General features: G+C 58.7%; 12 protein-coding genes. 10 read left to right on the plus strand and 2 right to left on the minus strand.

Annotated elements, in window-relative coordinates:
* Positions 1-10 precede the first annotated feature (10 nt).
* The 5 genes from ACFVTJ_RS22730 to ACFVTJ_RS22750 all read left to right on the plus strand — a co-directional run bounded on the left by ACFVTJ_RS22730 (position 11) and on the right by ACFVTJ_RS22750 (position 5,129).
* A complete protein-coding gene (locus ACFVTJ_RS22730; RefSeq protein WP_386910835.1) occupies positions 11-913 on the plus strand; it encodes a sugar phosphate isomerase/epimerase family protein in 903 nt (300 codons plus the stop codon).
* 62 nt (positions 914-975) lie between these two features.
* On the plus strand, positions 976-2,208 hold the full coding sequence (locus ACFVTJ_RS22735) for an ABC transporter substrate-binding protein (RefSeq protein WP_386910836.1): 1,233 nt from the start codon (positions 976-978) through the stop codon (positions 2,206-2,208).
* 112 nt (positions 2,209-2,320) lie between these two features.
* Entirely contained in the window at positions 2,321-3,223 is a 903-nt protein-coding gene (locus ACFVTJ_RS22740) for a carbohydrate ABC transporter permease (RefSeq protein WP_386910837.1), read from the plus strand.
* Positions 3,220-4,047 carry a carbohydrate ABC transporter permease gene (locus ACFVTJ_RS22745; protein WP_386910838.1) on the plus strand — a complete coding sequence of 276 codons (828 nt, stop codon included), beginning with the start codon at positions 3,220-3,222 and terminating at the stop codon, positions 4,045-4,047. Before ACFVTJ_RS22740 ends, ACFVTJ_RS22745 begins: the two co-directional genes overlap by 4 nt.
* The gene (locus tag ACFVTJ_RS22750) at positions 4,044-5,129 is read left to right on the plus strand and encodes an ABC transporter ATP-binding protein (RefSeq protein ID WP_386910839.1); all 1,086 of its coding nucleotides are present in this window, start codon (positions 4,044-4,046) and stop codon (positions 5,127-5,129) included. Before ACFVTJ_RS22745 ends, ACFVTJ_RS22750 begins: the two co-directional genes overlap by 4 nt.
* A gap of 61 nt (positions 5,130-5,190) precedes the next feature.
* Here the strand turns inward: ACFVTJ_RS22750 and ACFVTJ_RS22755 are convergent, their stop codons facing one another.
* Positions 5,191-5,862 (minus strand): transglutaminase-like cysteine peptidase, encoded by a 672-nt coding sequence (locus ACFVTJ_RS22755; protein ID WP_386910840.1) that lies wholly within the window; start codon positions 5,860-5,862, stop codon positions 5,191-5,193.
* 210 nt (positions 5,863-6,072) lie between these two features.
* On the opposite strand from ACFVTJ_RS22755, the gene ACFVTJ_RS22760 reads away from it, so the two are divergent.
* A complete protein-coding gene (locus ACFVTJ_RS22760) occupies positions 6,073-7,089 on the plus strand; it encodes a DUF1402 family protein (RefSeq protein ID WP_386910841.1) in 1,017 nt (338 codons plus the stop codon).
* A gap of 376 nt (positions 7,090-7,465) precedes the next feature.
* A complete protein-coding gene (locus ACFVTJ_RS22765; RefSeq protein WP_386910842.1) occupies positions 7,466-9,025 on the plus strand; it encodes a TerC family protein in 1,560 nt (519 codons plus the stop codon).
* Positions 9,026-9,132: 107 nt separating this feature from the next.
* Here ACFVTJ_RS22765 and ACFVTJ_RS22770 read toward each other — a convergent pair whose 3' ends face one another.
* Entirely contained in the window at positions 9,133-10,803 is a 1,671-nt protein-coding gene (locus ACFVTJ_RS22770; RefSeq protein WP_386910843.1) for a metallophosphoesterase family protein, read from the minus strand.
* Between the two features lie 260 nt (positions 10,804-11,063).
* Between ACFVTJ_RS22770 and ACFVTJ_RS22775 the strand changes: the two genes are divergently transcribed.
* The 3 genes from ACFVTJ_RS22775 to proP all read left to right on the plus strand — a co-directional run bounded on the left by ACFVTJ_RS22775 (position 11,064) and on the right by proP (position 15,138).
* On the plus strand, positions 11,064-13,007 hold the full coding sequence (locus ACFVTJ_RS22775; protein WP_386910844.1) for a putative bifunctional diguanylate cyclase/phosphodiesterase: 1,944 nt from the start codon (positions 11,064-11,066) through the stop codon (positions 13,005-13,007).
* Positions 13,008-13,161: 154 nt separating this feature from the next.
* On the plus strand, positions 13,162-13,458 hold the full coding sequence (locus tag ACFVTJ_RS22780) for a PRC-barrel domain-containing protein (RefSeq protein WP_386910845.1): 297 nt from the start codon (positions 13,162-13,164) through the stop codon (positions 13,456-13,458).
* A 159-nt stretch (positions 13,459-13,617) separates the two neighbouring features.
* Entirely contained in the window at positions 13,618-15,138 is a 1,521-nt protein-coding gene (proP, locus tag ACFVTJ_RS22785; protein ID WP_386910846.1) for a glycine betaine/L-proline transporter ProP, read from the plus strand.
* Positions 15,139-15,193 lie beyond the last annotated feature (55 nt).

Consider the following 15,193-nt stretch of genomic DNA (forward strand, 5'->3'; position numbering starts at 1 on the left):
ACTGAAAGACGTGAGCAATCCGGCAACATCCATCCGCATCGGCACCATGGTCAGCGCCAGCAAGGGACAGGCGGCTGAGCGCATCGGCCAGATCGCCGATCTCGGCTTTGAAAGCTTCGAGCCGTTCTTCTGGCAGACGACCAACGGTCAGGACCTTGCCGAGCTTGGCAAGCGCTGCCTTGACGCTATCGGCGACCGCGACATCACCATCGGCACGCTCGGCATGTTCGGTAATCCGCTGGAAGAAACGGCGATCGATCTGGATACCCTTCAGGGCTGGAAAGACTGCATCGACAACGCACATCATTTCGGCGCCACCTGCGTTGCGGGTTTCACCGGCCGCCTGCGCGGCAAACCGCTGCCGGAAAGCCTGCCGCGGTACAAAGAGATATGGAGCGAGCTTGCCAAGCGCGCTGCCGACAAGGGCATAAAGATCGCCTTTGAAAACTGCGCCATGGACGGCAACTGGCAGACCGGCGACTGGAACATTGCCCATAACCCAGACGCGTGGGAGATAATGTTCAACGAAACGCCGGACGAGAACATCGGCATCGAGTGGGAACCCTGCCACCAGATGGTCTATCTCATCGACCCGCTGCCGCAGATCCGCAAATGGGCGGACAAGATTTTCCACGTGCACGGCAAGGACGCGACCATCCGCTGGGACGTCATCCGCGAGCACGGCATTTTCGGCAAGGAGAAGTTCGTTTTCATGCGCACGCCGGGCTTCGGTGACAGCAACTGGACGGACATTATTTCCGAACTGCGCCTCGCCGGGTGGTCCGGCTCGATCGACATCGAAGGCTGGCATGACCCCGTCTATCGCGATGCGCTTGAGATGACGGGGCAGGTTCATGGCCTGAACTATCTGAAAAAATGCCGCGGCGGCGATTTCGTCGTCGACCCGACATAACGGAAACCTTTCGGGAGAAGGTTTCCAGAGATTGCAGAGACGATAACCAAGAGGAGGAGATTATGGGTATCGCGAAATACATGATGGCCGGCGCCTTTTTGCTAGCGGGCGTGTCCGCCAGCACCATTGCAGCGCAGGCAGAGGATGTGACGTTGACGCTGTGGTCGCTGGACCGGGACATCCAGCCGGCGCCGAACCTCATCAAGGAGTTCAACGCGCTCAACAACGGTATCAAGATCGAATACCGGCAATTGCAGTTCGATGATGTGGTGAGCGAATCCATGCGCGCCTACTCGACCGGCAATGCGCCCGACATCATCGCCATCGACAACCCCAACCACGCCATGTTCGCCTCACGCGGCGCGTTTCTCGACGTGACGGACATGATCGCGAAGTCGGATGTCATCAAGACGGAAAACTATTTTCCGGGTCCGCTGAAATCGGCGACGTGGGATGGCAAATATTTCGGCGTTCCGAAAGCGACGAATACGATCGCGCTTTATTACAACAAGGACCTGTTCAAGGCCGCCGGTCTCGATGCGGCAAAACCGCCGCAGACCTGGGACGAACTGGTGGACGCTGCCCGCAAGCTCACCAACCCCGCCAAGAATGTCTACGGCATCAGCTTCAGCGCCAAGGCCAACGAGGAAGGCACCTTCCAGTTCCTGCCCTGGGCGCAGATGGCAGGCGCGACCTACAGGCACATCAATACCGATGGCGCGGTGAAGGCACTTGAAACATGGAAAACCCTGCTCGACGAGAAGCTGGCATCGCCGGATACGCTGACACGTAGCCAGTGGGACTCCACCGCCACCTTCAACGCCGGCAACGCGGCCATGGCGATATCAGGTCCCTGGGAAATCGACCGCATGCTGAAGGACGCCAAGTTTGATTGGGGCGTGGCGCTGCTGCCGGTTCCGACACCGGACGCGCCGCGCTCTTCGGCCATGGGCGACTATAACTGGGCGATTTTCTCCAAGACCAAACACCCGGCCGAAGCCTTCAAGGCAATCGAGTTCTTCGCCTCGCAGGACAAGGACATGTTCAAGAATTTCGGCCAATTGCCGGCGCGTTCCGATATTCCGGTTCCGCCGACCGGCAACGCGCTGAAGGACGAAGCGCTCAAGACCTTTGTCGAGCAGCTGAAATATGCCCAGCCGCGTGGCCCTTCGCCGGAATGGCCGAAGATTTCCAAGGCCATTCAGGACGCCATCCAGGGTGCACTGTCGGGTCAGATGACGCCGAAGGCTGCACTTGATCAGGCCGCTGAAAAGATAAAGCTGGTCGAAGGCTGATCTATCCGGGCGGGCGGTAGGTCTTCCTGCCTCCATCCAAAGGTTCCTCCCGGTGGGGCTGCCTGTCGCGACAAGCGGCGGCGGCCCCGACTGGAGCTTGTGAGGATGTTTCATGAAAAAACTGTTTTCCAGCGTCAGTGACGGTCGCGGTTTCGATATCGTCCTTGTCGCCTTTCCCTTGGGGTTCCTGTTCGTCATGGCAGGGCTGCCGCTCATCTACAACATCGTCATGAGTTTTCAGGAAGTCGACATGTTCAGCCTGGGCACCTTCGTGCGCCCGTTCGTCGGTTTCAAGAACTATGTCGACCTGTTCCGGCAGCCCGAAACCCTGCCGATCCTGATGAACACCGTGACCTTCGTCGTCGCCTCCATTGCCGGGCAATTCGCCATCGGCTTTGGCCTGGCGCTGTTCTTCTGGGTGAATTTTCCGGGCGCAACCTGGTTGCGCGGCCTTTTCCTCGTCTCATGGGTCATGCCCGGCCTTGTCGTTGGCGCGATCTGGAACTGGATCCTTTCGGGCGATTTCGGCGTGCTTAATTTCTTCCTGCGGGAAAGCGGCCTGATCTCAGGCAACATTTTCTGGCGATCGGACGCCAACTTTTCACTCTGGGCGGTCGTCATCGCCAATATCTGGCTCGGCACCTCCTTCAACATGATCCTGTTGTCGGTCGGCCTCGCCTCCATTCCCGGCGATCTCTACGAGGCTGCGGAACTGGATGGCGCCAGCGCCTGGCAGCGCTTCTACACCATCACCCTGCCGATGATGCGTTCCACCATCGGCGCGATCGTCTCGCTCGGCCTGATCTTCACCTTGCAGCAATTCGATCTCTTCGCCGCCATTACCGATGGCGGGCCGAACAACAGCTCCAACGTGGCGCAATACTGGGCCTGGGATCTTTCCTTCCGGCAGTATGATTTCGCCAGGGGCGCAACGATATCGGTCATCATGATCGTTTTCGTGATGCTGGCTTCGGTCGTTTATGTGCGCTCGACACGGCATGAGGTGCGCGGATGAGCATCACGAACAGAAACCGGCTGATGCTGGTCATCGCCATCATTCTCGCGATCATCTACCTCTTTCCGCTGTACTGGATGTATCTGACCTCGCTCAAAAGCGGTTCGGAAATGTTCGCCAGCCCCCCCGCCTTCTGGCCCGGCGACCCGCAATGGCAGACCTATGCTTATGTGTGGGAAAGCCGCAACATGGGGCGTTACCTCTGGAATTCGGTGCTGATCGCCTCCAGCGCAGTGTTCCTGATCACCATTCTCGGTGTCGGCTGCGCTTATGTTCTGGCGCGGTATCGCAATGTCTGGGTGGATATCGGCCTGTTCCTCATCCTCATGCTGCAGGTCCTGCCGGCATCATTGATGATCACGCCGATATTCGTCGGCTTCTCGCAATTCGGGCTTCTGGATTATCCACGCCTGTCGGTCATCCTCGCCATTGCGGCCAAAAGCATGCCCTTCTTCGTCGTGCTGGTGCGTGCCACCTTCATGGCGGTGCCGCAGGAGCTGGAAGAGGCCGCACTTGTGGACGGTAACTCCCGCGTCGGCGCGTTTTTCAATATCGTCCTGCCGCTTGCCAGAAACGGCATCCTCGTCAGCGCCATTCTCATCTTCATGCAGGCCTTCGGTGAGTTCGTTTATTCGAAATCGATGATCCAGGCGGCGGAACTGCAGCCCGCCAGCGTCGGCCTCAATTCCTTCATGGGCCCCAATACCAGCGAATGGAACAACATCATGGCCTATGCGACCATGTATGTGACGCCCATTCTCGCCCTCTTCATTCTCTTGCAGCGCCGCATCGTGTCCGGCCTGACATCAGGAGCGCTCAAATGACCCTTCAGATCGAACTATCCGGCGTCAACAAATATTATGGCGCCTTCCATGCCCTGAAAAACATCGACCTCTCCATCAAGAAAGGCACCTTCGTCGCACTTGTCGGCCCCTCCGGCTGCGGCAAGTCCACCCTTTTGCGTTCGCTCGCCGGGCTGGAAACCATATCGGCGGGCGACATGCGCATAGCCGGCACGCTCATGAACGGCGTGCCGCCGCGCAAGCGCGATGTGGCGATGGTGTTCCAGTCCTACGCGCTCTATCCGCATATGACGGTGGAGGAAAACCTCACCTATTCGCTGCGCATGCGCGGCGTCGCCAAGGCGGAAGCCCGAAAGGCGGCGGAAGAGGTTGCCGCCACGACGGGACTTTCAAAGCTGATGAAACGTTATCCGCGCGAACTCTCCGGCGGCCAACGCCAGCGTGTAGCCATGAGCCGGGCGATCATCCGCAATCCGCAAGCCTTCCTGTTCGATGAGCCGCTTTCCAACCTCGATGCCGCCCTGCGCGTCCATATGCGCAAGGAAATCCGCGCTCTGCACGATCGCCTGCATGCTACTTCGGTCTATGTCACCCATGACCAGATCGAGGCAATGACCATGGCCGACCATGTCGTCGTCATGCGCGATGGCGTGATCGAACAGCAGGGCACGCCGCTCGAACTATACGACCGCCCCGTCAATCGTTTCGTCGCGGGTTTCATCGGCTCACCGGCGATGAATTTCATTCCGGCCGTGGTCAGCGCGGACGGCGCGTCGCTTCTGTTGCAGTTCGGCGAAGGAGAGCCGCCGCAGTCGATCGGGGCTCCGGCTTCCCTGCCACCCGGCAAACATGTGATCGTCGGCATCCGGCCGGAGCATATCCGGCCCACGGGAGCGCAGGATGCAGCGTTGACGCAGCCTGTGTCTGCCGTGGAAACGACCGGCTCGGCCACCTTCCTCACCCTTGGCACCACCACCGAGCTGGTTATCGCGGTGCAGGGACGCAGCGCCGTCAAGTCCGGCGAGGTCATCGGCCTCGACATCAACCCGGCCGACATGCACCTCTTCGATAAGGAAACCGGCGTCGGTCTCGGTAACCGGTAAGACATTACCCCTAGGAAGTATGTACTTGCGGGCCGCGTAAGGGCGGCCCGCGCTTGTCGCTTTAGCGTGATTTGAAAATATCAAACAAGCTGCGGCGCGCTGTTGCCGACGTTGAGGTGGCGGTAGCCCGGCCAACCTCGCGGGCTGCAATCGCCGGAGCAGCGGGCCCTTCAATATCTACCCAGCGACCGGCATGCTCGGTGGATTGGCGTTTCAGATAGGTGTAGGGCGTTTCATCCCAACGCAAAACCTTCGCCTGCATATTGTCGAGGATGAAATCTCCCCTGTCCGTCCTGACTGTCAGAATGGCGTGGCCCTCCCCCTTCTCGTCCCGCACCACTGTCATCAGCAGGTCAGAAACGTCGAAGCCGGCCTGGATCAGGCGCCTGCGCTTCTCCAGCGCCAGATCTTCACAATCGCCGGCGCCGTTATAGGGATATTCCCAATAATCCTCGTAACCCCACACTTCCATGTCGGTTCGCTGATCGATCTCGACATTGACGGCGTTGTTGACCGAGACGATGGTTGCCCAGAGATCAGGCGTGAGATTGAGCGGCGGCATGGACTTTACCGGCTGACACTCAGCCGAATGCCGCTGACAGAAGTCGTAATGCCCGATGGGCTGTGAGGTGACCCGGCCCGTCTGCATCGATGGAGAGGCCTGCGCCGGCGCGGCCAGAGCCACGACAGTCAGAATGAAACATGCTTGCAGCGATTTGATGAGATGGGTCATGTTCGTCTCCTGACGACATGAGCTATCCTTGGCCGCTTGAGTTCACATGAAACAAAATGTTCGACTTTTAACGACCCCGATAATTCCCGCGCGAATGGCTTGAGAAGGGGCAACAACGGTAAAGTGAGCGGCGGCAACTTGCCACGCGCGGGCGGCCTGCCTATGAAGGAGCCTTCACCGCAACACGATCCCCATCATAGAGAACGCTGTATGAGCCTGTTTGCGAAGTCTACCCGCGCGGCCGCCATCCTTCTGGCGCTGGCCATTCTCCCTTCTTATGCCGCGGCCCAGCAAATGGTGATCGTACCACCCGGCAACCGCTCGACAGAACAGCCCGAGATACCGCAGGCCTCGGCCATGAGAACCAAAGCGTTCTCCACCACCTATGAGGAAAAATTCCGCAAGACGGTCGATCTCCTGAACACTGAGCCTGGCCTCGTGGGCAAGATCAAGAAGGCTGGCGCGGCCTATGGCATCGATCCGATCCACATCGTTGGCGCCATCGTCGGGGAACATACGTTCAACGTCTCGGCCGTGGATCGCATGCAGACTTACTACATCAAAGCCATTTCCTATGCCGAACTCGATATCAAGTTCAGCTATAACGGCGTTGCGCTGAAAACATTTCTCCAGCGGCCGGAGTTCCGCTCCTGCGAGGCACTGGCCACCACCTCGCAACAATGGAGTTGCCGCGATAGCGTCTGGGACCAGAGCTTCCGTGGCAAGGTTGTGGATGGCGCGAGCTATGAGGCGATCTCCTTCCAGCGGGCCTTCTTCCAGCCCTTTTACGCGGGGCAGACTTTCGGGCTTGGGCAGATCAGCCCGTTGACGGCGCTGCAGGTCACCGATCTCGTGAACAAGACAAGTGGCCTGCCGAAATTGTCGTCGGACAGGCCGAAAGACATCTACCGCGACGTCATGGATCCCGATCGTAGCATCATCTACATCGCCGCCATCATCAGGGATTCCATCGACGCTTACCGGGAAAAGGGCTTCGACATTTCCGGAAACCCGGGCATTACCGCCACGCTCTACAATGTCGGCCAGCCAAGACGCCGCGCCGAACGCCTGCGAACCGCCGTGGACGCAGGTGCAAAAAAGCTGCTGCCGGTGGAAAACTATTATGGATGGCTGATCAACGACCGCCTCGACACCCTGAAAGGCATTCTAGACGGCAAGGCCATCGACCAGCGGACGACCTCTGATATTGGCGGGAAAAAGCAATAGGGACTTTTTGCCGCCGAAAGGCCGGCAATCGCCCGGATTGCGTAAGCTCAGGTCATTTCAGCAAATAACACCATTTTACGCGCCTAGATTGCGATAGCGCCCCCTTTTCGGCAGCAAAAAAGCGAAAACCGCTTTTCCAACTCCCGGAAATTTGCTAGTTGGACCACCACAAGATTTTACTGACGGTAGGATAAACCATCCCCATGCCTGACGAAGGCGACAGTACAGACGGTAGTCGACACCGAACGAGGCTGGCTTGCACAACGCAAAGCCAGCCTCGGATTTTCTTGTTTTCCTCAACGCGACGACTTCCAGCCTCGGATGCTCAATCCGGGGCTTTGCGCGTTTGCACCCATTCCCATAAAGGCTCCTGAACATGGAATTCCTTGCAGATCCGAACATCTGGATCGGCCTCGTCACCCTTATCGTTCTCGAAGTCGTCCTCGGCATCGACAATCTCGTCTTTATCGCGATCCTTGCCGACAAGCTGCCGCCGCACCAGCGGCACCGGGCGCGGATCGTCGGCCTGTCACTCGCGCTCATCATGCGCCTCCTGCTCCTGTTTTCGATCTCATGGATCGTCACGCTGACGCGACCGCTTTTCACCGTCGCCGATTTTTCCTTCTCGGGGCGTGATCTCATCCTCATCCTCGGCGGCGCGTTTCTTCTTGCCAAGGGAACGATGGAACTGCACGAACGGCTGGAAGGTGACCAGAAGCCGAAGCAGGGCAAGGTGGTTCATGCGGTCTTCTGGCAGGTTATCGTGCAGATCGTCGTCCTCGACGCCGTCTTCTCGCTCGACAGCGTCATCACCGCCGTCGGCATGGTCAATAATCTCTGGGTGATGGTCACCGCCGTCTGCGTGGCCATGGCCGTGATGATGGCGGCATCGCGGCCGCTGATGGCCTTCGTGTCGAAACACCCGACCGTGGTCATTCTATGCCTCGGTTTTCTCCTCATGATCGGTTTCAGCCTGATCGTCGAGGGTTTCGGCTTCCATCTGCCCAAAGGTTATCTTTATGCCGCCATCGGCTTTTCCGTGCTCATCGAGGCGGCAAACCAGCTCGGCCGGCGCAACCGGGAAAAGCGCATCACCGCCGGTGATATGCGTGAGCGCACCTCCGACGCCATTTTGCGGCTTCTGGGCGGCCGGGTCGGTGAACAGCCATCCCTTGGCGAAACCGCCGACCTCATCGCCGCGCAGGCAGCGCAAAGCGATCTGTTCAAATCGGAAGAGAAAGACATGATCCGCGGTGTGCTCACACTTGCCGAACGCCCCGTCGTCTCCATCATGACGCCGCGAACGGAGATCGACTGGCTGGATATCGACGCCGACCACGACACGCTGAGACAACGTCTGCTGGAACTCGACCATTCCCGCCTAATGCTGGCACAGGGCAAGCTGGACTCCTTCCTGGGTGTCGCCGCAACAAGGGATCTGCTGCGCGATCTTCTGCATGACGGAAAACTGAATCTTGAGCGCTCGCTGCGCGAACCCCTTGTGGTGCACGAAAGCGCCACGGCGTTGCAGGTCATGGAACAGCTGCGCACATCGCCACTCCAGATGGCCGTCATCATCGACGAATACGGCACGCTTCAAGGTATCGCCACGCCCACGGATATTCTTGAAGCGATTGCAGGCGAGTTCCCGGACGAGGGCGAGGAATCGCAGATTTCGGGGCCGGCCGCGGACGGCTCATGGCTGCTTGACGGCACGGTCGACGTCAGACGCGTATCCTATCTCCTCGATATCGATCTGGTCGATGATGCCGACCGTTATTCCACTGTTGCCGGCTACATCCTCTGGCGCCTCAGCCGCCTTCCCGAAGTCGGCGAACGCGTTTCCGGCGACGGGTTCGAGTTCGAGATCGTTTCCTGCTCAGACAGAAACATCGAAAAGATCCGGGTCTGGAATACCAGCCTTGCCGAGGAATGACTTAATCATGGGAGGCGGCCGGCAGACGCGCCTCCCATCGAAGCCATCGAGGTCGTTTTCTGGTCCGGTGGCCACGCGCTCAAAAATGCGTTCTTGCGGGCCCTGTTTCACACGGAAACGGGCTCATCTTGCCGCGCAAGCGAAAGCTCCACGCGCCGCGGACTTGCTTCGGCGCGATCAAGAAACAGGCCGAGAGCACCAAAGAAGATTTCTAGAAAACCTTCAACGGAACCATCATGGCGATCAGCCTGGCGGCCATGACGCCGCGCCAGCATCCGGTAAAGGGCAAGCCGCTGTGGCTCGATATGCGGCAGGGCCAGACCCACGCCCTGACGCAGGCAATACCAGTCGGTGATAAGCTCGATCATCGGCATATCCGCATGGTCGGAGGCAATTCTCTTTTCTCCGAGCAGGCCGGCGACATCCCGCACCGTTTTACCGGCCATTGCCCTAACGATTTCCGCATCCCATTCCCGGGGGAAATAACGATGTGTGATCAATGCCCGCTGGTGATCGCGCAGAAAGCCGCCATAATCGCGCGCCGCAAAGGCCGGGTCCTGCGCTTCTCCGGCAGACGCCATTTCCTGCACGTACCCACGGCAGATGCGGCCATTCACCGGCAGATGGGCCATCTCCACCGTCTCCACGGCGACTTCCTGACGCGAGGAGTGGACGACCTTGAAGGCTGGCGGGAAAGCAACCAGCGACGGGACGGCGATATTGGTGAGTGACTTCTCCTCCTCCCCACGCCGTGTAACCCCTTCCACATGCAGGTGGCCGCTGAAATGTACGGCAAGCCCGGCCTTTATCAGTGCATCCTCCACCGCCTTGCACGGCATGCGCCGCACGGCGGTGGTTGCGCCGAACAGGGCGCTTTCCACACCGATTGCACCATCGAAGGGATCGAGCGCCGGATAGTGGGAAAAGCCGAGCAATGTCTTGCCGAGCGCCCCTGCCCTGCCGCGTACATCGGCGATCCAGTCGAGAATAAAGGGCTTGCAGCGCAGAAGCGCGTTCCAGCCGCCGGCGGTGCTGTCGATGAAGGCCGCCTCCTCACCTCGTCCAAAGCTGCCGTCGCGCGGTTCGAAAATATTGGCGTCGATCATCATCAGCCAAAGGCCCGGCTCCGGTTCGACCAGATAGGACGCATCCATCAGAGTATAGACATTGTGGCCGTCGGGTGAGCGCACCTCGTAAAGCCGGTCCTGCGGCGCATCGGAAAGGCCGAAGGGTGTTTCCCAATGCAGGTAATCCGGCTGCCGGAAATAACCGAAGGCCGCCATGGGGCCGAGACCTTCCGGATAACCCTCGCAATACATGCGGTCGCTGATAACGACCCGTTCTCCCGCCCGCTTCGCGTCGCTCGAGACGGAGAGGCGCTCGCCATTCTCCGCCAGGAACTCCTTGGTTTGATGCCGGCCGCACGGCCCGAAAATATCGTGGTTTCCGGGCAACGCATAAAAGGCAGTGCCATGGGCATCGCGATGACGCTCCAGAATGCCTTTCAATGTCTGCGCCGTCGCGCGTTGGCCGTCATCGGTATAATCGCCCAACAGCACCACATGACGAATGCCGCGCAGCCGCACCTCTTCCAGCGCCGCATGCAGCGCGTGAGTGCTCTCGTTAAAAACCCGGGTGGAGTCGCGCGTTTCCGACCAGCTGCGCATTGTCATGCGCTGACCATCGATCTCGATACCGGGAAATCCGAAATCCGCGGCCGTGTCATGAAAATGTGCGTCAGCGATGACGGCAACGGAGGGAAGCACAGGTGTCAGCATGATAGAGCAGTCTTTCTGCTTGGTCAGTTGAAGATAATTGTCGGAGCGGCGCGTTTCATGTTTTCAAGTTTTCAAGCCTAACCACATTGTCAGCCAGTTTCTGCCGAAAAAGCATCGAAAGGCAACAATGGCGGCATGTTGCGAATATACGCAGCTGCATCTTGCGGTTGATACGCTTGTCTAGAGGTTAACCCTATGTATTTCCAATGATGTAACAGGACCTATGCTACTGGTGACGCCCCGTATTTGACGAGTCACAGATGAAAATACTGATCGCCGTACAAAAACTGCTCGACTTCGTATCCGTCCGGTCCGACAATCCCGACCTTCTGAAAGCGCAGTACAGAGCCTTCACCCGGCAGATGCCGATGATGTATTTCATTTTGCTCTCAAGCACATGGGCGCTTGCCATCACGCATATGCAATTGGCGCCGCTTTGGCTCACCGTTGGCGTTCCCGTCGTTTTAACCGTCGGCTGCACACTTCGGATGGCTTTCTGGTGGAGGACACGCGGTATCGATCCCCGGCCGGAGGTCGCACTCGCCGCCCTTCGCCGCACGAACCGTCTGGCCGCAGGCATCGCCCTCGCCTTCACGCTCTGGTCTTTTTTGCTGGTGCCGCATGGAGATGCCTATACGCAATCCCATGTCGCCTTCTACATGGCGATCACCGTCATTTCCTGCATCTTCTGTCTGATGTATGTGCGGTCCGCCGCCTTTTTGGTGGCGGTCATCGTCAATGGCGCTTTCATCATCTTTTTTATGGCGTCACGGCAGCCGACATTCATTGCCATCGCCATCAACGTACTACTGGTCTGCGCCGGCATGATGTCCATCCTGCTGACCAATTACCGCAATTTCGAGCGCATGGTCCTTTCACAGCAGCGCACGGAGGCGCTCAGCAACGAAAACCTGCTGCTTGCCAATATGGACAGCCTGACGGGACTGCCCAACCGCCGCGCCTTTTTCGCTCATCTGGCGGCCGAGCTCGAAAAGGCCGAAAACAACGGCACCCGGCTGGCGTTAGGTGTCATCGATCTCGATGGTTTCAAGCCGGTCAACGATCTCTACGGGCACTCGGTGGGAGACCGCCTGCTGATCAGTGTCAGCAAGCGTCTCACCGCGAATCTGAAAGCCAGCAAGGCCTTTCGACTGGGCGGTGACGAATTTGCCATCGTCGCCCCGATCATACCTGATGACCGGCAACTCGTCGCAAACGCCAATGCGATTTCCGAAGCGTTGAGGGCGCCTTACCATATGCCGGAAGGAACCGTGCATGTCTCCGCGTCGATGGGAATAGCGGTCTTTCCACACCTCGCCTCCACGCTCGAGCAGCTTTTCGACAGGGCGGATTATGCCCTTTACCATGCCAAGAAAAACCGGCGCGGCGATGCCGTTCTCTTCGATGCGGAACACGAAAAGCAGATCAATATCGAAGCCCGCATCGAGCATCTGCTCAAGCAGAGCGAGATGAAAAACGAACTTTCGGTCGTGTTCCAGCCGATCGTCGATATACGCGATGGAAAAACGGCCGGGTTTGAAGCGCTGGCGCGCTGGCACAGTCCGGTTCTAGGGCATGTGCCGCCCGCGCAATTCTTCGGCATCGCGGAACGGGCCGGTATCGTGGGCTCGCTGACGCGGCCGCTTCTGAGGATGGCGCTGGCCTCGGCATCGACATGGGATCCTTCCCTGCGCCTTTCCTTCAATCTTTCGGCCCAGGACCTCAACTCCCACGAAGGCGTTCTATCCCTGATCGGTATCATCGAAACCAGCAGTTTCGACGCCCGGCGTCTCGATCTTGAAATCACCGAGACGGCTTTTGCCCATGATTTCGAACAGGTGAGGCAATCGGTCGACATGCTGCGCCATCTCGGCTGCGGCATTTCACTCGATGATTTCGGCACCGGTTATTCCAGCCTCACCCGGCTGCACGCCTTGCCGCTGACCAAGATCAAGATCGACCGCAGCTTCGTCACGGATCTGCACGAAAAACCGGCCAGCTACAAAATCGTGAAATCGCTTCTTGCCCTCAGCCGGGACATGGAACTGGAATGCGTGGTCGAAGGGGTGGAGACATCAGCAGAACTTGCCACGCTCAAAGGCCTCGGCGCCACACTGGTGCAGGGCTATATTTATGCGCCCCCGCTTCGTGAGTGGGATGTGGCGGCGTTTCTGTCGCAGCAGACGCGTGAAAAGCGTGCGTGAACAGGCTGACCACGCCCTTCGTCGTAGCGCTCATGCGCGGACCTCGAAGATGCACTGATGATAAATAACCTGTGTTCACCAGCCACAATATTGGATGGAACGGTTTTGCAGTGCGGGAGTTTGTCTTGTGCAACCCAAGACAGGAGGAAGAACAATGGACCACACCAATCACGTACGCCTGGTTGAGACGGAACTCACCCCCTCGGTGCTCGAAGGGGCAACGGTTTACGGCGCGGACGACCATAAGGTCGGCAAGGTCGACCACGTTCACGGTGTTGGAGCCGGCAGCACTGCGATCATCGATGTCGGCGGCTTTCTGGGCATCGGCGCAAAGCCGGTCGCAGTCCCGCTCAGCGACCTCGATTTCATGCGCGATGAAGACGGCGACGTCCACGCTGTGACCACCTGGACGAAGGATCAGCTGAAAGAGATGCCCGAGCATCATCACTGACCCCATCGCACCAAACTTCGCAAGCGCCCGGCATCCGCCGGGCGTTTGTTATATGCGTCGCTGCCTTTCCCTCCCCTCCGCCGGCAAATGGAACCCTTGCGCCCGTCAGGCATTTTCATGGCGCAATAATTGGTTGTGCGCCATTCAAGGGGACAATAATTGAACAGTCAGATTCAGGCCAGCCCGCTGAGCATTGACGACGTGACCGTCATCGACGACGAGAAGGTCAAAAAAGCCGTGACGGCAGCCGCCCTCGGCAATGCCATGGAGTGGTTCGACTTCGGCGTTTACGGTTTTGTGGCTTACGCTGTCGGCAAGGTCTTTTTTCCCGAGGCTGCTCCCGCTGTTCAGACGGTTGCAGCACTGGCGACTTTTTCGGTGCCGTTTCTTATTCGTCCGCTAGGTGGCGTCTTCTTCGGTGCGATGGGTGACAAGTTCGGGCGGCAGAAGGTCCTCTCCCTTACCATCATCATCATGGCGGCCAGCACCTTCTGCATCGGCCTCATTCCGGGTTATGCGACAATCGGCATCTGGGCGCCCATCCTCTTGCTGCTCTGCAAGCTTGCCCAAGGCTTTTCCGTCGGCGGCGAATATACGGGCGCGGCCATCTTCGTGGCGGAATATGCGCCGGACCGCAAACGCGGTTACCTCGGCAGCTGGCTGGACTTCGGCTCGATCGCCGGATTCGTGCTTGGCGCGGGACTCGTCGTGCTGCTCAGCACCGCCATGGGGGAGGCAAGGTTTCTCGATTGGGGCTGGCGCATCCCCTTCTTCTTGGCAGCACCTCTGGGTTTGATCGGTCTTTATCTTCGACATGCGGCTGAAGAAACACCAGCCTTTACGGAACGCCTCGAGCGCGCCGAGGCAGAAGATCGGGATTCGCTGAAAGAACGGCCGATGGTTCCGATCGCGGAAATTGCCAGCAAACATACCCGATCCCTGGCGATCTGCATCGGCATGGTTCTCGTCACCAACGTGACCTATTACATGCTACTCACCTACATGCCGACCTATCTGTCGAAAACGCTGAACTACAGCGAGGATCACGGCGTTCTCATCATCATCGCCGTCATGGTCGGCATGCTGTTCGTGCAGCCTGCGATCGGGCTTCTTAGCGACCGGATCGGCCGCAGGCCGTTTCTCGCGGTTGGCAGCACGGCAATCCTTTTTCTGTCACTCCCGGCTTTTCATCTCATCGCCAGCGGACAGGTCGTCCAGATATTCTTCGGCCTGCTTATTCTCGCAGTCGCGCTCAATTGCCTGATCGGCATCATGGCCTCGACTTTGCCGGCCCTCTTTCCCGCCCGCATCCGCTATAGCGCGCTGGCAATCGCCTTCAATATCTCGATCATCGTCGCGGGTCTGACGCCAACGATAACCGCCTGGCTGGTGGAAGCGACCGAAAACATCTACATGCCGGCCTATTACCTCATGGTCGCCGCCGTTTTCGGCATCGTCACGACCTTCTTCCTGAAGGAAACGGCCAACCGGCCGCTTTACGGCGATACACCCAATGCCTCCAGCCGGAAGGAAGCGAAATCGCTTCTGGCGGAGCAATATCTGCATATCGAAAAAAGCGTCGAGGAAATTGACGAAGAACTCGTCAAACTCGAAGAGCAGAAGAAAATTCTGCAAACCAAACGTGACGAACTCGTCGGCCGTCATCCGGACCTGACCTGACAACGCCACTCATAAACTGAAATGCGCGGCGGTGCATCTCGCACCCCGCGCATTT

This window comes from Agrobacterium sp. NPDC058088 (genome assembly GCF_042885035.1).
GTDB lineage: Bacteria > Pseudomonadota > Alphaproteobacteria > Rhizobiales > Rhizobiaceae > Agrobacterium.